General features: G+C 51.5%; 21 protein-coding genes, 1 tRNA gene and 1 pseudogene. 6 read left to right on the plus strand and 17 right to left on the minus strand.

Annotated features, from left to right (window positions below; translation table 11 throughout):
- Window positions 1-57 precede the first annotated feature (57 nt).
- From map to bamE, 4 genes are all read right to left on the minus strand, one after another.
- Window positions 58-843 carry a type I methionyl aminopeptidase gene (gene map / locus NB640_RS09065; protein WP_269308393.1) on the minus strand — a complete coding sequence of 262 codons (786 nt, stop codon included), beginning with the start codon at window positions 841-843 and terminating at the stop codon, window positions 58-60.
- Between the two features lie 147 nt (window positions 844-990).
- Entirely contained in the window at window positions 991-1542 is a 552-nt protein-coding gene (locus NB640_RS09070) for a hypothetical protein (RefSeq protein WP_269308394.1), read from the minus strand.
- A 12-nt stretch (window positions 1543-1554) separates the two neighbouring features.
- Window positions 1555-2055 (minus strand): hypothetical protein, encoded by a 501-nt coding sequence (locus tag NB640_RS09075; RefSeq protein ID WP_269308395.1) that lies wholly within the window; start codon window positions 2053-2055, stop codon window positions 1555-1557.
- Window positions 2056-2081: 26 nt separating this feature from the next.
- Window positions 2082-2657 (minus strand): outer membrane protein assembly factor BamE domain-containing protein, encoded by a 576-nt coding sequence (bamE, locus tag NB640_RS09080; protein WP_269308396.1) that lies wholly within the window; start codon window positions 2655-2657, stop codon window positions 2082-2084.
- A 178-nt stretch (window positions 2658-2835) separates the two neighbouring features.
- Here bamE and rpsO point away from each other — a divergent pair, with 178 nt between their 5' ends.
- The 3 genes and pseudogenes from rpsO (at window position 2836) to NB640_RS09095 (ending at window position 6630) form a co-directional block, all read left to right on the plus strand.
- On the plus strand, window positions 2836-3105 hold the full coding sequence (rpsO, locus tag NB640_RS09085; RefSeq protein WP_269308397.1) for a 30S ribosomal protein S15: 270 nt from the start codon (window positions 2836-2838) through the stop codon (window positions 3103-3105).
- Window positions 3106-3320: 215 nt separating this feature from the next.
- The gene (gene pnp, locus NB640_RS09090) at window positions 3321-5438 is read left to right on the plus strand and encodes a polyribonucleotide nucleotidyltransferase (RefSeq protein ID WP_269308398.1); all 2118 of its coding nucleotides are present in this window, start codon (window positions 3321-3323) and stop codon (window positions 5436-5438) included.
- Between the two features lie 188 nt (window positions 5439-5626).
- Window positions 5627-6630 (plus strand): annotated as a pseudogene (locus tag NB640_RS09095) (NAD(P)H-quinone oxidoreductase).
- A gap of 2 nt (window positions 6631-6632) precedes the next feature.
- Here the strand turns inward: NB640_RS09095 and trmB are convergent.
- Together trmB and NB640_RS09105 are read right to left on the minus strand one after the other, a co-directional pair.
- The gene (trmB, locus tag NB640_RS09100) at window positions 6633-7352 is read right to left on the minus strand and encodes a tRNA (guanosine(46)-N7)-methyltransferase TrmB (RefSeq protein ID WP_269308399.1); all 720 of its coding nucleotides are present in this window, start codon (window positions 7350-7352) and stop codon (window positions 6633-6635) included.
- A 157-nt stretch (window positions 7353-7509) separates the two neighbouring features.
- Entirely contained in the window at window positions 7510-8064 is a 555-nt protein-coding gene (locus NB640_RS09105; RefSeq protein WP_269308400.1) for a cysteine hydrolase family protein, read from the minus strand.
- Window positions 8065-8177: 113 nt separating this feature from the next.
- Here NB640_RS09105 and NB640_RS09110 point away from each other — a divergent pair, with 113 nt between their 5' ends.
- Together NB640_RS09110 and NB640_RS09115 are read left to right on the plus strand one after the other, a co-directional pair.
- The gene (locus NB640_RS09110; protein WP_269308401.1) at window positions 8178-8684 is read left to right on the plus strand and encodes a DJ-1/PfpI family protein; all 507 of its coding nucleotides are present in this window, start codon (window positions 8178-8180) and stop codon (window positions 8682-8684) included.
- 134 nt (window positions 8685-8818) lie between these two features.
- Window positions 8819-9157, plus strand: a complete 339-nt coding sequence (locus tag NB640_RS09115) for a helix-turn-helix domain-containing protein (RefSeq protein WP_269308402.1) — start codon at window positions 8819-8821, stop codon at window positions 9155-9157.
- 22 nt (window positions 9158-9179) lie between these two features.
- Here the strand turns inward: NB640_RS09115 and NB640_RS09120 are convergent.
- From NB640_RS09120 to NB640_RS09170, 11 genes are all read right to left on the minus strand, one after another.
- Window positions 9180-9253 (minus strand) — tRNA-Gly (locus NB640_RS09120).
- A gap of 98 nt (window positions 9254-9351) precedes the next feature.
- Window positions 9352-10416 carry a porin gene (locus tag NB640_RS09125; protein ID WP_269308403.1) on the minus strand — a complete coding sequence of 355 codons (1065 nt, stop codon included), beginning with the start codon at window positions 10414-10416 and terminating at the stop codon, window positions 9352-9354.
- Between the two features lie 257 nt (window positions 10417-10673).
- On the minus strand, window positions 10674-13007 hold the full coding sequence (locus NB640_RS09130; RefSeq protein ID WP_269308404.1) for a bifunctional diguanylate cyclase/phosphodiesterase: 2334 nt from the start codon (window positions 13005-13007) through the stop codon (window positions 10674-10676).
- Between the two features lie 329 nt (window positions 13008-13336).
- Window positions 13337-14971, minus strand: a complete 1635-nt coding sequence (locus NB640_RS09135; protein WP_269308405.1) for a sensor domain-containing diguanylate cyclase — start codon at window positions 14969-14971, stop codon at window positions 13337-13339.
- Window positions 14972-15128: 157 nt separating this feature from the next.
- Window positions 15129-15563: a hypothetical protein gene (locus tag NB640_RS09140; protein ID WP_269308406.1), complete on the minus strand. Its 435-nt coding sequence runs from the start codon at window positions 15561-15563 to the stop codon at window positions 15129-15131.
- Window positions 15564-15694: 131 nt separating this feature from the next.
- Window positions 15695-16090: a hypothetical protein gene (locus tag NB640_RS09145; RefSeq protein WP_269308407.1), complete on the minus strand. Its 396-nt coding sequence runs from the start codon at window positions 16088-16090 to the stop codon at window positions 15695-15697.
- 58 nt (window positions 16091-16148) lie between these two features.
- Window positions 16149-16925 (minus strand): hypothetical protein, encoded by a 777-nt coding sequence (locus NB640_RS09150; protein WP_269308408.1) that lies wholly within the window; start codon window positions 16923-16925, stop codon window positions 16149-16151.
- A 192-nt stretch (window positions 16926-17117) separates the two neighbouring features.
- Entirely contained in the window at window positions 17118-17555 is a 438-nt protein-coding gene (locus NB640_RS09155) for a hypothetical protein (protein ID WP_269308409.1), read from the minus strand.
- Between the two features lie 123 nt (window positions 17556-17678).
- Window positions 17679-18296 carry a hypothetical protein gene (locus NB640_RS09160; RefSeq protein ID WP_269308410.1) on the minus strand — a complete coding sequence of 206 codons (618 nt, stop codon included), beginning with the start codon at window positions 18294-18296 and terminating at the stop codon, window positions 17679-17681.
- 75 nt (window positions 18297-18371) lie between these two features.
- Entirely contained in the window at window positions 18372-18650 is a 279-nt protein-coding gene (locus NB640_RS09165; RefSeq protein WP_269308411.1) for a hypothetical protein, read from the minus strand.
- Complete coding sequence (locus NB640_RS09170; protein ID WP_269308412.1) at window positions 18643-18846, minus strand: hypothetical protein; 204 nt, start codon at window positions 18844-18846, stop codon at window positions 18643-18645. The genes NB640_RS09165 and NB640_RS09170 overlap by 8 nt, the downstream gene beginning before the upstream one ends.
- Before the next feature lie 135 nt (window positions 18847-18981).
- Between NB640_RS09170 and NB640_RS09175 the strand changes: the two genes are divergently transcribed.
- The gene (locus NB640_RS09175) at window positions 18982-19380 is read left to right on the plus strand and encodes a rhodanese-like domain-containing protein (RefSeq protein ID WP_269308413.1); all 399 of its coding nucleotides are present in this window, start codon (window positions 18982-18984) and stop codon (window positions 19378-19380) included.
- Window positions 19381-19414 lie beyond the last annotated feature (34 nt).

The raw sequence follows: 19414 nt of genomic DNA on the forward strand, positions 1-19414 counted from the left end.
TCAGGTGAGACACAAACAGGTTAACAACTTGTCTGGTGAATGAAGGATCGGTATGCGTTATGTCATGTGTGGTGGTACTGTTTGCGGCCAGGGGGTCAGGATTTCATATCCGTCTGCGGTAACCGCCACCATATGCTCCCATTGTGCGGAAAGGGAGTGATCTTTCGTAACAGCAGTCCAGCCATCTTTCATCAGACGTACCTGTTTTTTCCCGGCATTGATCATGGGTTCGATGGTAAAGATCATGCCCTCTGCCAGCACCATGCCCGCGCCTTTTTTGCCGAAATGCAGCACCTGGGGCTCATCGTGGTAAGTCATGCCGATGCCGTGCCCGCAGTATTCCTCGACCACGCTGAAACCTTCCCGGTGGGCCACGGTCTGGATAGCGTGGCCGATATCGCCAAGGGTACTGCCCGGACGTACCTGCCAGATACCTGCCATCATCGCTTCATAGGTCGTGTCGATAAGGCGTCTTGCTAAAATTCCGGCTTCGCCAACGGTGTACATCCTACTGGTGTCACCGTACCAGCCATCCTTGATGAGCGCCACGTCAATATTGAGGATATCGCCGTTTTTCAGCTTTCTGTCTGAAGGGATACCGTGGCAGACAACATGGTTTACCGAGATGCAGGTCGTATGCTGGTATCCCATGTAGCCGATATTTGCCGGCGTTGCCTTGAGTTCATTGACGATATAGTCATGGCAGATTCGGTCCAGTTCGAGCGTCGTAACGCCCGCTTTGACGTATGGGCCGATCATGTGAAGGACCTGCGCGGCCATCTGGCCGGCAATGCGCGCCTTGCGGATTTCTTCGCGGGTTTTTGCAAGTGGATGTGTTTTCATAGGATAAAAGCAGGTACGTTTTTGCGTGTGGCAAGTATTTAACGGATTGAGGTTGCTTTGAGGACTTGTTGCGTCATTGGCTGAAATGTTACAGTGCAGGTCTGAATCCATTCAGCCCCGGGGCAAGTATAACGGATCGAGGCCGTTTTAGCGTTTTGCTTCGCAATCCGCTGAAACAATCAGGTTAACGTATCTGCCGGAATTATCATTGATTGCGCCTCGTGGGAAATATAAAGGATCGAGGCCGTTTTCCTTGTCGCGGACGATACCGTTAGTGTCGAATTTGATGTGCATCATGGAATCCCAGATGCCGGATTCCTTGTAGCGGTAGCTCCAGACGGTGAAATTTTTCAGTACCAGAAAGTCTTTTTCGGCGGGCTGGCCTATTTTCAGCAGGACAGACTGCATGTTGTCTTTCCCGATACGAATGGCCTGAAATTGCTCGACAGTCAGGACCTGTTCGCGGGAAACGAAGCAGCGCTGTGCATCCAGGCGGATCATATAGGTCTGCTGCCCGTAAAAGCTCGCATATTCAAGCAGTGTAATGTCGCCGTCCTGGTAACGGGCGGTCGGCTTGCCATACTTGGCAATGACGGCTTCTTCGGGTTCACCTGGAAAAAGGTCCGGGCCGAATATGGCCGCGCAGCCGGAGAGTATGACGAGTGAAAACAGCAGGATAAGGCGGCGTCTTATAACCATCTGCCTACCCGATCAGTCGCCGCCCGGATCATACATGATGTCAATGCCACTCTCCTTCATTTTTACGGTGCTGTTCGGGTTATCCGGATCAAACATGAAATGCATGACAAAGTCCCAGGAGAGGGCTTTTTTGTAACGATAAGTCCAGACTTCGTAGTTATGCTTGTAGATACGCGTAATTTCTGCAGGATGGCCAATGGTTTTTAACAGATCGGTTCTTGTTGCCTTGCCCACTTCCAGTGTATTGAATTTTTCATCGGTTAATACCTGCTCCCATTTCACCAGGTGACCATTGGCATCCATTGTTGCAAAAAAGGCATACTGGGCCCAGTAGCCGCTGGCATATTCCATGAGGGTGATGTCACCTTCCTGATAGCGTGCGGTTGGCTGCCCGTGACGGGCAATCACTTCTGCTTCTGTTGAACCCGGCGGGAGCGGCGTTGCGTATTTATTGGCGCAGCCGGTTGCCAGCACAGCGGTTAAAAGCATCAGTGCATACAAGAATCCTCTCATGTCATTTTCTCCGCGTATTTTGGGCGTTAAAATCCGATGCCTATACCGATGCCGCCACCGCGGCCACCCCAACGGCCACCACCAACACCGATGCCCACGCCGGTTCGTCCCCACATCCCTCTGTCATCATCATATAGCGGATCGCGCCCGGTTTCCATTTTCTGAACGATGCCGTTGTCATCAAACATCACATGCATGACAGAATCCCAGACACCATCCTGCTTGTAGCGATAAGTCCAGACCTTGTAGTTGTTCATATGGATTTGAGAGGTTTCAGTTGGCCTGCCAACAGTTTTAAGGACATCATTGGCAGTGGATTTTCCAATAGTGAGCGTGCCGAATTTCGCGTCGGTGCGTACCTGTTCCCATGAAATCAGGCGTTTGTCCTTGTCCATCCTTGCCATATGGGTTTCCTGGCTCCAGTAACCGCCGGGATACTCCCACAGGGTGGTTTCGCCATCGGGGTAGGTTGCTGCGGGTTTGCCATAACGCTCAAGGATGGCCTGTTCCGGGGTGCCCGGATCCGGCGGCGGGGCGAACATGGCACATCCGGTCAGGCATAATGCCAAAAACAGGGTAAAAAAGAGCGCGATACGCTTCATTCTGTTCTCCTTGCAGATTATTTCTTCAAAATTTATCAAATTTCGTGGAAGGATATTTGTACAGAAACAGATTTTTACTTTATACTGCGCCATTGGCTGATTTTTGGCCAGTTTTTTGTTTGTAATCACGACACCTTGGGGTTCCGACTCCTGTTGTCGCATGTGAAAGGGTAGTATTATGGCTTTGGCAAAAGAAAGCAAGGCTGCTATTGTGGCGGAAAACGCTCGCAGCACGAACGATACGGGGTCTCCGGAAGTGCAGGTGGCGCTCCTGACCGCACGGATCAATGATCTCCAGGATCATTTCAGGGCACACAAGAAAGATCACCATTCCCGTCGCGGTCTCCTTATGATGGTTAACCGCCGCCGGGATCTGCTGAATTATCTGCGTAAAAAAGATGTCAATCGCTATCGTGAACTGATTGGCAAACTCGGATTGCGTAAATAATTGCGGATACGCTATCTACCGGTTGTATCTTGTTGTTAATGCCTGCGTCAGGTTTCTGTCGCGGGCATTTCGTTATGGAACAGTCAAACTGTTGTGTTGTGAAAAGGTCGTAAAGTAGACCGCAAGAGAGGAAAGCAGGAGCATGTTTACCCGCTTTCATGAATGAGGTGAACGGCAGCGCCTGAAACACTGCCGGTAAATTTGAAAGGAACAGAATGTTTAACAAAGTGAGCAAAACCTTCCAGTATGGTCAGCATACCGTGACGCTTGAAACCGGCGAAATTGCACGCCAGTCTTCCGGTGGGGTTCTGGTATCAATGGATGATACGGTTGTACTGGCAACGGTTGTTGCACGGGAAGAAGCCCGTCCGGGACAGGATTTTTTCCCGCTGACGGTGGATTACATCGAAAAGAGTTATGCTGCCGGCCGTATACCGGGCGGTTTTTTCAAACGTGAAGGCCGTCCTTCTGAAAAGGAAACCCTGACTTCCCGCCTGATTGACAGGCCGATCCGTCCGCTTTTTCCGGAAGGCTATCTCAATGAGGTGCAGGTCATTATCCATGTCCTGTCAGTCAACCCGGAAATTGACCCGGATATTCCCGCCATGATTGGCGCATCGGCTGCGCTTTGCGTATCCGGTATTCCATTCAACGGCCCGCTGGGCGCTGCTCGTGTGGGGTATGTGGATGGGCAGTATGTCCTGAACCCGACCTCCTCACAGTTGGCAGCATCCATGATGGATCTGGTGGTGGCCGGTACCGAACAGGCTGTGCTGATGGTCGAATCTGATGCACAGGAACTCTCTGAAGAAATCATGCTGGGGGGCGTGGTGTATGGTCACGAGCAGATGAAAGCCGTGATTGATGCGATTGACGAACTGGTTCGTGATGGCGGCAAGCCGGAAATCGAGTGGATAGCGCCAGCCAGCAAGGAAACGCTGGTTGCTGCTGTGACCCGTGTTGCCGAGCCGGTTTTACGTGAAGCTTACCAGATCCGCCAGAAGCAGGCCCGTACCAGCAAGCTGCGTCAGGCAACCGAAACGGTCAATGTGGCGCTGGCAACTGAAGCGGCGGCAAAGGGTGAGGATGCGCCTGATTCAACGGAAGTGGGCAATATCCTCTTTGACCTGGAAGCAAAGATTGTCCGTTCACAGATCCTAGAGGGAGAACCACGTATTGACGGTCGTGATACCCGTACGGTGCGCCCGATTGAAATCCGCACCAGCGTGTTGCCGAGAACCCATGGTTCGGCGCTGTTTACGCGCGGTGAAACCCAGGCGCTTGTTGTGGCAACGCTGGGTACTGCACGTGATAACCAGAAAATTGATGCACTGATGGGGGAATACAGCGATGCCTTCATGATGCACTACAACATGCCGCCGTTTGCTACCGGTGAAACCGGTCGTGTCGGTACGCCCAAACGCCGTGAAATCGGCCATGGTCGCCTGGCCAAGCGTGGTTTGGCAGCCATTTTGCCATCACCGGATGAATTCAGCTATTCCATTCGCCTGGTTTCCGAGATTACCGAATCCAACGGCTCATCTTCCATGGCATCCGTTTGTGGCGGCAGCCTGGCATTGATGGATGCGGGTGTGCCGATCAAGAAGCATGTGGCCGGTATTGCCATGGGCCTGATCAAGGAAGGCGGCAAATTCGCGGTGCTGACCGATATCCTGGGTGATGAGGATCATCTGGGCGATATGGACTTCAAGGTGGCCGGTACGGCTGATGGTATTACTGCATTGCAGATGGATATCAAGATTCAGGGGATCACCAAGGAAATCATGCAGGTGGCGCTGGCCCAGGCAAAAGAGGGCCGGATGCACATCCTCGGCAAAATGCAGCAGGCCATGCCGGAGTTCAAGACCGAGCTGTCCGACTTTGCACCGCGCCTGATTACCATCAAGATCAATCCGGAGAAAATCCGCGATGTGATCGGCAAGGGCGGGGCGGTGATCCGTGCCCTTACCGAGGAAACCGGTACCCAGATCGATATCAGCGATGAGGGTGTGGTAACGATTGCTTCGGTTGATGGCGCCGCAGGCCAGGAAGCCAGGCGCCGTATCGAGGAGCTGACGGCATCTGTTGAAATCGGCAAGATTTACGACGGTACCGTCTTGAAGCTGCTTGATTTTGGTGCGATTGTCCAGGTCCTGCCGGGCCGGGATGGTCTCCTGCACATCAGCCAGATCGCCACTGAGCGCGTGAATGCGGTTACGGATTATCTGCAGGAAGGCCAGCAGGTACGTGTGAAAGTCCTTGAAACGGATGATCGTGGCCGTATCAAGCTGTCGATGAAAGCGGCAGCAGAAGAGGCACCAGCGGCTGAATAAGCCTTCACTTGCGTCAAAAAAACCTCCTGTGCTAACAGGAGGTTTTTTTATGGGTTTTTGTCCGGGAAGGAAAAACAGCGGGAAAGAAGCCGGGTGATTCACCGGCATTGCCCTTTTTTGCAATGCTTTTTTTCCGGCTTGGGATTATCATGTAAGGTCTGCTTACATCATTTGTTGAGTTTTGCATCATGAAAGCCATTGAGATCGTACAGTCTGGTAATACAGGTGACACCGGTCAGTTGCAGATGATTGATCTGCCGGTTCCGATTCCCCGCCCGGGTGACATGCTGATTCGGGTTCACGCAGCCGGTATCAACCGACCGGATGTGTTGCAGCGTCGCGGGCGTTACAGCGCCCCGACAGGCGCGTCCGAGATTCCGGGTCTTGAAGTGGCAGGGGTGGTTGCCGGCGGCGTGCTTGAAAGCAGTGGATTTGAGATGGGTGATAAGGTCTGTGCGCTTTTACAGGGCGGGGGATATGCCGAATATTGTATAGCACCCATACCGCAGTGTTTGCCTGTGCCTGCCGGGTTGACTTTTGTCGAGGCTGCCGCTTTGCCGGAAACCTTTTTTACCGTCTGGAGCAATATCTTTGATCGCGCAGCCATCAAGCCGGGGGAAACCCTGCTGGTACAGGGCGGTACATCCGGTATCGGGGTGGCGGCCATCCAGATTGCCACTGCACTTGGCCATCGTGTCTTTGCCACGGCCAGGACACCGGAAAAATGCCAGGCGGCGGAAAGTCTCGGTGCGGTTCGCGGTATCAATTACATGACAGAAGATTTTGTTGATATCGTTAAAAGGGAAACCGGTGGGAAAGGGTGGATGTCATCCTTGATATCATGGGTGCGATGTATATCCAGCGTGAGCTGGATTGCATGGCCGAGGATGGGCGGCTGGTCATGATTGCCCACCTGGGCGGGCGCAAGGGTACGATTGACTTCGGACAGCTTTTGCATAAGCGCCTGACGGTTACCGGTTCCACGTTGCGTCCCCGTTCGGTCGAATTCAAGGGGGAGATTGCCAAAAATCTGCGTGAACACATCTGGCCGCTTCTGGAATCAGGGCGTGTGAAGGCAGTGGTTGACCGTATTTTCCCGCTGGACCGTGTCATGCAGGCACACGAACTGATGGAGTCCAGCAATCATATCGGCAAGATTATCCTGCAAGTAGTAGAGAGCGATCCCACTTGAGCCTAGCGATTTTTAAAGACCAGATCCCAGACACCGTGTCCCAGCCGTCGCCCCCGTTTTTCAAATTTGGTTTCCGGTCGGTAGTCCGGACGCGGCGCATAGTCTTTTGCGGTGTTTTCAAGGAAAGGCTCGCCTTCCAGCACATCCAGCATCTGCTCGGCATACGGTTCCCAGTCGGTTGCGCAATGGATATATCCGCCTGATTTGAGCCGGGTGGTCAGAAACTGCACAAAAGGTGGCTGTATCAGCCGTCTTTTGTTATGGCGGGCCTTATGCCAGGGGTCCGGAAAGAAGATATGTACGCCATCAAGTGAACTTTTCGCGATCATATGGGTGATCACTTCTACTGCGTCATGCTGGATTATGCGGATATTTCGCAGGCCGCGATCATCAATCAGTTTTAAAAGCCCTCCAACACCGGGTGTATGTACTTCCACCCCCAGGAAATTCTTCTCAGGCATGGATTCTGCAATCTGTGCGGTCGTTTCTCCCATGCCGAAACCGATTTCCAGTATCGTTTCGGCTACCCGCTCAAATGATTCCATAAAGTCCAGCGGCGTTTTTTCAAAGGGAATGCAGTATTGGGGGCCGAGTTCATTGATGGCGCGTTCCTGTGCAGCAGAAAGCCTGCCTGCCCGGGTGACAAAGCTGCGGATGCGGTGTTCTGTGGGGTCATAAAAAAGCGGCTTGCCTTTTTTGTTTTCTGCAGATTGTTCACTCATGAAAATCAACCGGGCTGACAAAAGCACTATTATGCCTGTTAACGCAGCATGAACGCCAGTATTGTTCCTGCCGGAAAACGCATGTCAGCCTCATCGCAGAAAGGAGCCGGCATAAAAGTGACTGCTGGCTCCTTTCGCGATTTCTTTTGATGGATACCTAACGGCCCTGCTTGAGATATTCGTCTGTCGGAATGACTTTCGCATAGCCGAAAGCAAGCGCGGCCATAAATGCGGCTTGTACCTGGGCAGCCGGAATATGGATGCCATTGAATTGTTGATCGTGGGTAGCACAGGCATCATGCAGTACGGTGACGGTATAGCAGATGTCTGCGGCAGCGCGAACGATAGCATCAATACAGACATGGCTCATATTGCCAGTGATGACCAGATGTTCAATGGCATGTTTTTGCAAAACAGCCTGTAACTGCGTTTCATAAAATGCGTTGATTTGCTGCTTGTGTATGACCGGTTCGCCAGGCTGCTCCGCAACGGCAGGATGAACCTGTGCACCTGCAGAGCCTGGCGCAAGAAACGGCACATCGGCATCGGGGAACTCGTGGCGAATATGCACCACCAGATCACCTGATTTGCGCGCGGCCTCAAGGGCCCGTCCGGCATTGGCGGCAGCCGTTTCAATGTTATCAAGAACCCACTTGCCGCCGGGGAAATAATCGTTTTGGATGTCAACCACAATCAGTGCCTGTTTCTGCATTTTGTGCTCCTTGTTAAGTTGATGCAAGGACTGTATTCTCGGCCGGAAGCCTGTTTTCCGGGATTGGCCGGATCGGCAATATCGGGGGAGAAACTGACAAATGCAACTTTCAGATGATGTACATGAAATCGGCTTGTTGTGTTATCCCGGCGCACAACAGGCAAGCTATCCATGGTTTGACAGATCTTTTCGGGGTGGCCAACCGCATTGCGGCAGAAAATGCGGATACCCGTTTGCCGGTATTGCGGGTGCGCCACTGGAAGCTCTCTGAAACAGATGAGAAAGTACTCTGCTGTTTTGACAGCCACCCCGGATACCCGGAAAAGCCGGTGGTGATTGTGGCGCCACCCTGTCTGGGAGAGCGCCCGGAAGATGCTGTTATCAGGCCGATGCTCAACTGGCTTCGTGCCCGGCACGCACGTGCTGCCATTCTTGCATCAGTCTGTGCCGGAGCGTTTGTCTTAGCGCACAGCGGCGCACTTGACGGACGAACAGTGACGACGCACTGGTGCCTGGCAGAGGAACTGGCTGGGCGTTTTCCTGCCGTCAGGATTGATGCCGATCGCCTGGTCATTGACGATGGAGATATTGTCACTGCCGGGGCTGATGGCATGGATTGATCCGGGGCTGGCCCTGGTTGCACGATTGCTCGGCCCCAGTATCAGCGCGCATACCGCCCGTTTTCTGGTCATGGACCCAGGCAGGCATTCGCAGCATTATTTCAGAAGTTTTCTGCCTGATTTCAGTCAGGGCGATGAGGCTGTACCAAGGTACAGCACTGGCTTCAGGCACAGGCAGGCAGAGGGGCACACTGCAGGAAATGGCGGCTTGTGCCGGATTGAGTGAAAGAACCTTTCTTCGCCGCTTTAAGGCGGCTACCGGATTTAGGCCGACAGAATATACCCAGCGGTTGCGCGTGAACCAGGCTCGTGAATTGCTGGAGCTTACCCAGCGCAGTATCGAACAGATTGCCTTGGATGTCGGCTATCATGATGCCGGTGCATTCCGGCAGGTGTTTTACAAGGTGACAGGGCTTTCACCGCGTGACTATCGCGAGCGGTTTGCCATTCATTTGGCAGATAAGATCAATTAACTGGGGAAATTGTCGGGAGGTATGGAGCGGGCGAAGGGAATCGAACCCTCGTCGTAAGCTTGGGAAGCTTCTGCTCTGCCATTGAGCTACGCCCGCAATAATGGAGCATTATACGGCGTTGCGACACATTTCGTCGATAAAAAAGGGGACTGCCCCTCACAGTCCCCCCGGGTGAAACACCCTCTCTCAACTTTTTAGAAGTTATGCGTCATACCAACCTGAATACCATAGACTTCTGATCTTTCTGCACCATTATTGTTGTATACGCTGCCGACCAGTCCATTATCACTGTCGGTGTAGGAAACCACACCGTAAATTGCTGTGCGCTTGGACAGTTCATAGGTATAGCCGAGTGCAAATTTATCGGTATCGCCATCCTTGCCTTCTTTCCAGTTGTCGATGCTGGCACGGTTATAGGCGAGTTTCAGTTGACCTGGCCCGATATCATAGGTCAGGCCGATCATCCATTCTTCCTGATCCATTTTCTGGAAATCATCCGGGTTTGCCAGATAGACCTCGGAATTTTTCTGATCCTTGAACTTGCTGGACTGATAGCCAACAGTAACGCGTGCCGGGCCGAATTCGTAGCCGCCACCGATATTCCAGACCCAGGACTCATTGGAGTCTGCCAGGCGGTTATAGTTTGCCATCAAAACCAGCGGGCCATTGTCATAGTGGATGCCACCCCCGAAACCGATATTTTTGTTGTCATCGGAGTTATCGCGTCTGTCTTGTCCCAGGCTAACGTTGGCGGAAAAGCCCAGGCCATTCCATTCCGGGCTGTCATAGCGAGCCGTATTGGCAAGCTGCTCGGAGTGGGTCATGTTGTACAGTGCCAGTGATGAACCGGTTGTTCCCTGCTCAAAGGGATCAAGGGAGGAGAAATACTCAAATGAGATTTCCTGGACACGGCCAAAACGAACCTTACCCCAGTTGCCTTCCAGACCGATGTTGGCTGCACCAAGCCAGTCAGCGCTTTCCTGACCTCTCAATTTGTCTCCCATGAAGGTATCCATGGTCGTACCGTCCTGGAGATTAAACTGTTTTTCCAGCTCAAAGGTGGCTTTCAGGCCGCCACCGAGATCTTCATAACCGCGGAAACCAATCAGGTTGGTTGCATTTTCGCCCATGCGGACGTCAGAGCCACTTTCCTTGATATACCCGGTATCAACTGTACCGTAGATTTGAACATTGCTTTGTGCCTGGGCCATTCCTGCTGCTGCTCCCAGCACGGCCAAGACTAATATTTTTTTCTTCATGATAAAAAATCCAGTTAATGGGTTGTGTAAAAAGTTGGAAATTAAAACAATTTTGTTTTATGCGCGATATTTTATGACATCACAGTGTCCTTACGCATAAATTTTAAATGAGAATGATGTAACTTGTAAATGAGAATCATTATTATTTGTGGAGTTGTTGTAAAAAAAAGACATTATCAGGATGATATTCTGCCATCGCTTTTTCAGGAGACAAGCAGTTGTTCATGAGATCAGGAGAGAAGAAGGGGCAGAATCTGTTATGCCATTTTGTCCTGGTTTTCGGTATAAAAACGGGCAAATTCATCTGCAGGCAAGGGCTTGCTGAACCAGTAACCCTGGATGGCATAACAGCCCATTTCCATCAGCAGGTCATATTGCTCCCTGCTTTCAACACCCTCTGCAATGACATGGTAATCAAGACTTTGTGCCATATTGATGACTGCGCTGATGATGGCGCGGTCGTTTGAGTTGTTTTCCATGTCACTGACGAAAGTACGGTCAATCTTCAGGACATCGGCATCAAATTTTTTCAGGTAGGCCAGACTGGAATAGCCTGTGCCAAAGTCGTCAATACTGATACGAATTCCCAGGGATTTCATTTCCTGCATGATGCCGAAGGTTCGTTCAGTATCAGACATCAGGACAGATTCCGTGACTTCCAGTTCCAGTGCGCCAGGCGTGACATGGTGTTGTTTGACCACCCGGCGGACGATATCAAGCAAATCCGAACGCTGGAACTGGACGGTCGAGAGATTGACGGAAACCGGTATTTCACCCAGCGTCTCACGCCACTCGTTGGCCTGGCGGCAGGCTTCATTCAAGCCCCATTCACCAAGCGTGCCGATAAATCCGGAGCGTTCTGCGGCGGGTATGAATTCGATGGGAGGAACAATCCGTCTGGTGGGATGACGCCAGCGAATCAGTGCTTCACAGCCAGTGATACCCCCTTTGATGTGTGAGTACTGCGGCTGGTATACCAGGAAAAACTCATTGTTCTTGAGGCCCCGTATCATGTCGGCCTCAAGTGTCTTGCGCGCGGCCAGGTCAACTGACATCTGGGTCTGGTAGAAGGAATAGTCTGCCCTGCCCTTTTCCTTGACGTTATAAAGTGCCGTATCCGCATGGCGCAGCAGGAGTGATGGTGTTTCACCATCATTGGGATAAATCGCGATACCGATGCTGGCAGACAGTACTAAAGAGGTATTCTGGATAAGGAAAGGCTGCTGGATGCTGGACTGCAGGTTTACCGCCATGCCGGCGGCGTCTTCCGGATCCCGAATGTCATTGACGATGATAATGAACTCATCTCCACCATGCCTGATGACGATGTCGGTTTTTCTGACAGCTGTTTTGATCCGGTTTGCCAGTTCGCGCAGCACTTCATCACCGATTTCATGGCCAAAGCTGTCATTGATATCCTTGAAAAGATCCACATCAATAAACATGACCGCAAACCGGGTACCGCTTCGGGAAGCGATGGAAATGCCCTGGGTAATCAACTGGTCAGTCAATGAACGGCTGTACAGACCGGTGAGGCTGTCATGGGATGCCAGATGTTCGATCAGTTCCTGTCTTGCCCTGGCTTTTCTGGCCAGTTGGAGCGCCTTGAAGTGGTAAGTCAGTGCGGCAACGAGCAGGATAAAGAGCATGCCGCCAGCGGCAAGTGTGACAAAGAGAATCTGGCGTTTGGTACTTTTCTCGGCGGTGGCGGGGCTTTCTATTGCGATCATCAGCTTTAAGTGATGATCCTTGAGTTCGGTCGAAAGCACATAGTAAGGTTTTTCACTTTCACCGAGTTTGTAGATGGGTGAACCGGAATCGCTATCCCATGGTTTGAGTTCCAATGTCTTGAATTCAGTCTGCTGATAACGTGTCTGCCGCTGTTTCTCGGAAAGTTTGCCGACTTCCGCTCCAGGCAGCGCCATCATTTCGTATTCCGGATCAGCAGCCTGAATGATCACGCCGTATTCATCAATAAGAAGGCCATTGGTCTGGCTGATCCAGTTATAGAGATAGGAAAGATCGATTTTGCCGGCGGCAACGCCAATAATCTCATTGCCAGCGCGTACCGGGGAAGAAAAGAAAAGGCCGGGAATATTGGTCCGGCGCCCCATGGCATATTGCTGCCCGTTCTCCCCCCGCAGGGCAGCCTTGAAGTAATCCAGGTCACCATAATTCGTGCCGGAGAAACTTTCCGGCGTGTCCGCATTGCTGGAGGCAATGGCAATACCATCTTTTCTCATTGTCCACAGAACACTGATGACGCCGATATCTTTTACCGCTTCGGCCAGTTCGCGGCTGGCTTTTGCCACAGTCGGGTACTGGTGAAGATATTTGCTGCGGTTTTCATGCGGCATGCTGGTCAACTCGGGGCGGTGGTTGAACTCCCTGAGTGTCTGCTGTATGTTTTCATCGCGGCTGATGATGGCCGGAAACGAATGTAAAAGGCTCATGGTCCGGTGCAGGCCTTCGTAAAGCTCACCAATGGCAATGCGTGCTCTTTTTTCCGTGACAGTGTAGGCCTGGTTGGTTTGCCATGAAACATAGGCATGGGCAATGAACCAGGAAGCCACCATGCATATCAATGACATCAACGCGGATGTGATGATGAATGGACGGCTTGATAGTTGGTCGGAGTTGTCGTTTAACATTGCCTTTTGTGTATAAAGGTCCAGACCGGATTTAGATGCCGGATTTTGTGAATCCGGTGTTCTGGTGATACCAATCTTTCCCGGTCAGCTTCCCCATTGGATTACATGGGCATGACAAATTATTTTTTTGCTGGCAGGAATTACGCTATTTTAGATGAAAATGCTGGAATTCAACACATTTTTGGTGCCTTCCGGAAACAAAAATGTGTTCTGATATCAGGAGCCGGGGCAACGTTTTTTTATTTGTGGCGCTTTATTTGTAAAAGTTGTTAATTTTCAATGGGTTGGGTTTTTGTACCCAGCGGCTGGCTTTTATCATAAAACGCATAATGCGCCCGTCCATTTTCCTTGACATAGTACAGGGCGGTGTCAGCATGAAGTAAAAGGGGTTCCGGCGCATTGCCGTCATCCGGGTAAATGGCGATGCCTATGCTGGCGGTCAGGGACATTGCTTCGCCATTGACCATGATGGGTTGTCTGACCGATTGCAGGATGTGGGAAGCGATGTGGCCTGCGATGTCCGGTGATTCAATATTGCCTAAAATGACAATAAACTCGTCTCCGCCATACCGGATGACATTATCGGATTTCCGAATGGCTCCCTGCAGACGGCGTGCCGTTTCTTTCAGGATTTCATCTCCCGCAGCATGACCGTAGTTATCATTGATATCCTTGAAAAAATCGAGGTCAACGAACATGACAGCAAAGTAAGAGCGGGTCTCTGATGCAGTTCGTATACCGTTTTCAATAATGGTTTCCGTCATGCCGCGGCGATAGACACCGGTAAGGACATCATGCATGGCCAGATGTTCCAGCATATCCTGATGTCTCTTGTTTTCTTTGACGAGCCCCGCATTCTTCACCTGATAAATCATCGAGCTGGAAAACAGGATGATCAGTAGACCGGTAACCAGAAGTACGGCGAAAATAAGGCTGCGGTCTTCATTTTTCGATCCCAGGAAGGGGGCTTCCATGGCAATCATCACCTTGAGCTGGCCATCCAGGAATTTTGCGGAAAGGATGTAAAACGGGTTTTCCGTTGTGCCAATCCGGACAAATGGCGTTTCCACTGTGTCTTTCCAGGCGGAGATTGGCAGGGGATCAAAGCTTTTTTGCCGGTAGCGTGCCATCCGGTTTTCTTCACTGACGGACTGGATAGCGGCATCCGGCATCACCATCATTTCATACTGCGGGTCGCTGGCGGCAATGATGACGCCATAGGCATCAATCAGAAAGGCATTGGTCTGCTTCATGATCGAATCCAGATAGTGTATGTCGATTTTGGCAACCACGACACCGATAATGCTGTCGCCATCCCAAACAGGAGCAGAAAAGTAAAGACCGGCGGTATGGCTGGTCCAGCCGACACCATACTGCAGTCCTTCCTTGCCCATCATGGCGGCATGGAAATACTCACGGCGGGAAAAATTCTCACCGACAAAACTTTCTTTTCCCCCCGCATTGCTTGCCGCTATCGTAATGCCATCCTGCGTCATTACCCATAGCGCACTGATGGCGGTGAGATCGTTGACGGCTGCGGCAAGGAAGCGGCTTGAGGGTGCGAAATAAGGATCTTTTTCATAGATGGTACGCCGTGCCTCGGATGACGTGAGGGCTTTATCCTGCCGGGCGTTGGCGTAATGGAGCATTCGCCGTATTTCGGAAACGCGGCTGACAATGCCGGGTACGGCATGCAGGATGCTGAAGGTTTTTTCCATCCCCGAACGGAGTTCGATAATGGCGTTATAGGTTTTTTTTTCGGTTTCGATAAAGGACTTGTCTGCCTGCAGGCTGACATAGGCATCTACGGCAAACCATGCCATAAACATCCACAGGAGCGACACCAGGCCCGTACACAGGATGAAGGGACGAAAAGAGAGCGAGTGCTGTTTTGACTCAAACATGACGTGTCCCGTTACCGTTGACAATAAGGGAGGAGCATGGCGTGCCGGGTGATGTCATACCAGGATGCCGACAGCGTTTTGCTGGCCTTTTTCCAGTATAAGCTATTTGCCTTGTATGAAAAACTGTCGGGCAACAGGCAGTAAAAACTCCCGGCAATTATTCCGGCAGAAATTCTGAAAGTGATGTGGTCACGCGCTCTTTCACCGGGTCATTCAGGTTCAGCTCAGCTAGAATAAGCTGGAAATCTTCCAGCATGGCCCGGGCCATATCCGGGTTTGATTTCATGAAGTACCGCAGTATGAGCGTCTGGATTACCGTGTCTGCCATGATTTCATTTGAAATGATGCGAAAGGGATTGTTTTCCTCACTCATTTTCGGCAGGCCATCCAGGGTTTTGGTGATATCCTCCTTGACTTCAGGCTGGATATCAAGCATGTCGGACAGTGTGTCAAATTCCTGCAACATGGCCTGGATGGCGCCAGGAAATTTCTTGTTCAGATAACTCAGAATCAGTGTCTGTTTCAGACTGGCTGACAGCATGGATGCCCAGACCGGCATCAGCGTATCATCCGCTTTTTCTTTTTCACTCATGAACCTCTCCTCTTGTGGGCCTGCAATCGGGCAGATATCGCAATATAGCATGAAGCCACCGGGCTTTATTCATGAAAAAGCCCTGAAAAAAATGCTTTTTCAGGGCTGTCAGATCAGGTTGCCAGTGGGTACTACATGCCCTCCTTCTGGAAGACAAGCCCTTCTTGTGGCCCTTTGCTGAGAAGCTTCAGGTGATTTTCTCCCACAAAAAAAACGAGTGGTATTTCGGCGGCATGATCAAGGATGATCCGGCTGCCGGAATCATCCCATCGAAAATTGCCGGTGACTTTGGCGCCTGTACCGGTGGTATAGCTGTACCTGCCTTCTGCCCTGATTTCAATTTCACTTAAGCCGTTTGCCGGAATCAGGGCATGCGGGCGATAGGTTCCCTCGTAGTCAAGTGCATTACGCGCGTTATGAATATCCGGAACGGCAGCAGGCGCGACAGGGCTGGTTTCTGGCGTGGCACTGCAGGCGGCAAAGACAAAGACACTCAGGAAAAAACAAAAAAAGATGCTTTTTTTCATATTGGACCTCCTTTTTCGGAAATTATAGCGTGGAGGGAAAAAGCTGGTTTGATATCGATTACATAGGGTGCTGCCGGTTTTCCGGGGTTTCTTTTTCTGTAACCATCTTTTTTTTCCGTCTTTGCCAGGACAATTGCCGGATCGTTCCAAGATAGCCACTATAACTGCGGAGAAGGGCGCAAAGAACCAGGGTGAAGAAGGCGCCGAGTGCCGAGCGGGTAATCGTACGGGATAGTGTCTCAGACATCTGACGGGCATTTTCCAGTATGTCATCAATTTCAAGCTGGGCTGCACGCAGGCGGCCTTCCGCTTCTCCCAGCACATCACAGGCCAGATTGGTAGCCTGCTGATGCTCTGCCAAAAGGCGAATCAGATTAACCCGTGCTTCATCTCCGTTCATCCGGGTATTTTTCATCAGCCCGCGAATGGCATGTTCCTGATCGATGTCTTCCGTGATGGCACTCATACGCTGGTCCAGGCGATCAATCAGATCAGAGAGGATGCTCGCATAGTTATCCGGGTGAAGGCGCAGCGTTTGCAGTGAACGGACGGCATCATCACGGGCATTTGCCATTTGTGACGGGATAAATTCCGGTTGCATGACCGCAATAAAGCCGCCAAGCGCAAAGCTTGCCAGCAGCGCGATGACAGACCACAGATCCGGGCCGGCTGTAATCGTCAGGCTGCCATCCGGATCAGGCAGCATCCTGTCCATCGCCATCCCCAGTACCGAAAACAGTATGGATGTTGCCAGCACAGTGGTAACACCGCCCAGTACGCTGCTCCATGATACTTTGGACATGACGAATGCTTCTGTTGCCTTCATTTCCGGCATGATGCGTTTCCTTTTTGCGCTGCCTCTCCCTCAGGTTAAGACAGGAGAGCAGGGGAAAAGGGATTGATTTGTCACAACAGAAAGCCGGATGGCGCTGCTGTTATGCAAACAGTGACAACAGGAAAAGAAATAAAACGACGGCCATCTTCAATGCAAGGCCGTCTGTCACGCGGGAGGAAATGTCAGGGATCGTTACTGCTCAAGGGCAAACTGGGAGTTTTCGTGCAGGAGCTTTTCGACTTCCTGATAGACTTCGCGCAGGCTTAATTTGGTGACAAGCCAACGCCCGGTCGGCACGGGAAAGTAATTAATGCTGCGCCACGTGATGTGCCCGAGCCGCAGATTCAGGGTCATGATATCCTGGCCGTCACCATCCACATTGAAGTAAGCGATCCAGCGTGACTGGCCGCGCTGGATGGCCTCACGGATGCTTTCCCTGATTTTGTCTTCCATTTCATAACAGGTGGTCCGGTCCAGCGGCATGGATACGGGAACGGAAAAGGATTCGCTGTTGAATGTTCCCGGGTTGAACTCATAGACAGCGTCCTGACCGGTCAGGTAGGTTTTCCACAAATCCACGGCCTTGTCGGTCAGCCGGTCCCGCATCAGCAGGGTTTCCAGGTCACTCATGCTTTGCTCCTTTCAGCAGTGTCGAGGTTGGAAGATACAACCAGCCAAAAGCATCAGGCTTAAATGTAGCATGACCGGAAGAGGCGGGACAACCATGTGGGCCCTGCATTTGTGCTTTGGCGGTTATTTTTTCTTTTTGGCGGCCGTTTCCGGCAGGCGGACTTCCGCTTTCATTTCAAGCTGTTTTCCTTTTCGGGTATAAACAGAAAAGGGAATATCCTTGCCGGGCAGGATTTCAGCATCAATCTGCCGGGTGTCCACGACAACCCAGAACGGAGCATCCGTGCCGTCATCAAAAACGAAGTCAAGGCTGCCGTCATGCTGTTCGCTTGGCTCGATCAGTATTTTTTTTCCCGTTTTCATCTCAGGAAGATAGGATGGTTCGGCTGAGGGCGGAACGAGCATGCGAATGGCTCCCTCATGGAGGCTGACAAAAACATAGCCGTTTTCAGCGAGTCCGGATTCCCAGAAACTGGTCTGACTGATTTCCCTGCCATCATTGTCAATCGTGATGGCTTCGCTTTCGCCCATGGCTTCCATAAAGGCGTCGGCTGCTTCGCTGGCGATCGCTTCAGCCGCATTGAGCTGTTTTTCGGAAAGATTTTCCGGATGGTCCAGGCACTCCACGTCGAGGGCATCATCATCATCATCCGCTTCGCTGAAGGCAAATACCCAGCCATCATGGCTTGTGGCGGTGGCGGCATTCAGATCAATTGTCCATTGTCTTTTTTTCTTGTTCATGTGCGAAGTACTTTCAGTTAATCCAGAGTATTGCCCATTGTGCAGCAAAAGCTGCCGTGTTACCAGATACCGGCTTTACTCCCAGGCATTTTCTGGTGTGACCGGGTGAGGCACCGTGATGATCATTTCTCCTTTCCTGGTTTTTCGCACTTTCGGATTCCATTTTGATCCGATTTTCCCCTGAAGTGTGTTGAAACGGACGACAACTTCGAGTTCGTCCGCTATCCGGGGATCAAGCAAAAAAACAAAGATTTTGTTTTTGTCAGACCAGCCCTGCATGACGCGTATGCTATCAATCCGGACGGTGACGGATTCATTGGGATAGTCGGTGGTCAGAATGGTGTATTCATTCATGTACGGCTTCTCCGGCGATGGCCGCACGCACACTGTTTCCTTCTTCGCCAAGCGGTTTTTCTTTCCGGCAGGTGGTGACATACCAGTTTTCGGCGCGTCCGGTGGTAAATTGCCAGTCGTCATATCGTGCTGTTTCGCGGATGATCAGAAGCAGGGCGCTGCTGATAAGGATGTTGCCCAATACCATGAATCGCATAATGCCTCCAGGCCAATACCGGAAAATACTTTATTATGAAGTGTTGCCCATTTGCGGTTTTCCGGGGTTTCTCCCCTTGGAATCGTGGTGTTGTCATGGCAGAATCAGGATATATTCACTGTCACCACACATACAATGAAAACGAAAATCGGATACAAACAACTGCTAAAAGAAGCGGAAAAAAACATCACGACCCTGGAGGTCGAAGAGGCGCTTGCCCTGTTTAAGGAAGGAAAAGCCAAATTCATGGATTTACGGGATATCCGCGAGATTGAGCGTGATGGTTATATTTCGGGATCATTTCACTGTCCGCGCGGCATGCTTGAGTTCTGGGTTGACCAGGAAAGCCCTTACCACAAGCCGATTTTTTCCGAGCCGCACTATTTTGTTTTTTATTGCGCAGGCGGCTGGCGTTCTGCACTGGCAACCCAGACCGCACAGATGATGGGGCTTTCACCGGTTGCCCATATCCGGGGCGGCTTCAGGGCCTGGCGGGAAAAAGAATGCCCCATCGATGGGTACAAACAGAAGTAGGCTGCCTTAAAGTGCCGTAATCAGGGTAACCATA

Origin of the sequence: Oxalobacter vibrioformis (assembly GCF_027118995.1) — a bacterium.
Lineage (GTDB): Bacteria > Pseudomonadota > Gammaproteobacteria > Burkholderiales > Burkholderiaceae_D > Oxalobacter > Oxalobacter vibrioformis.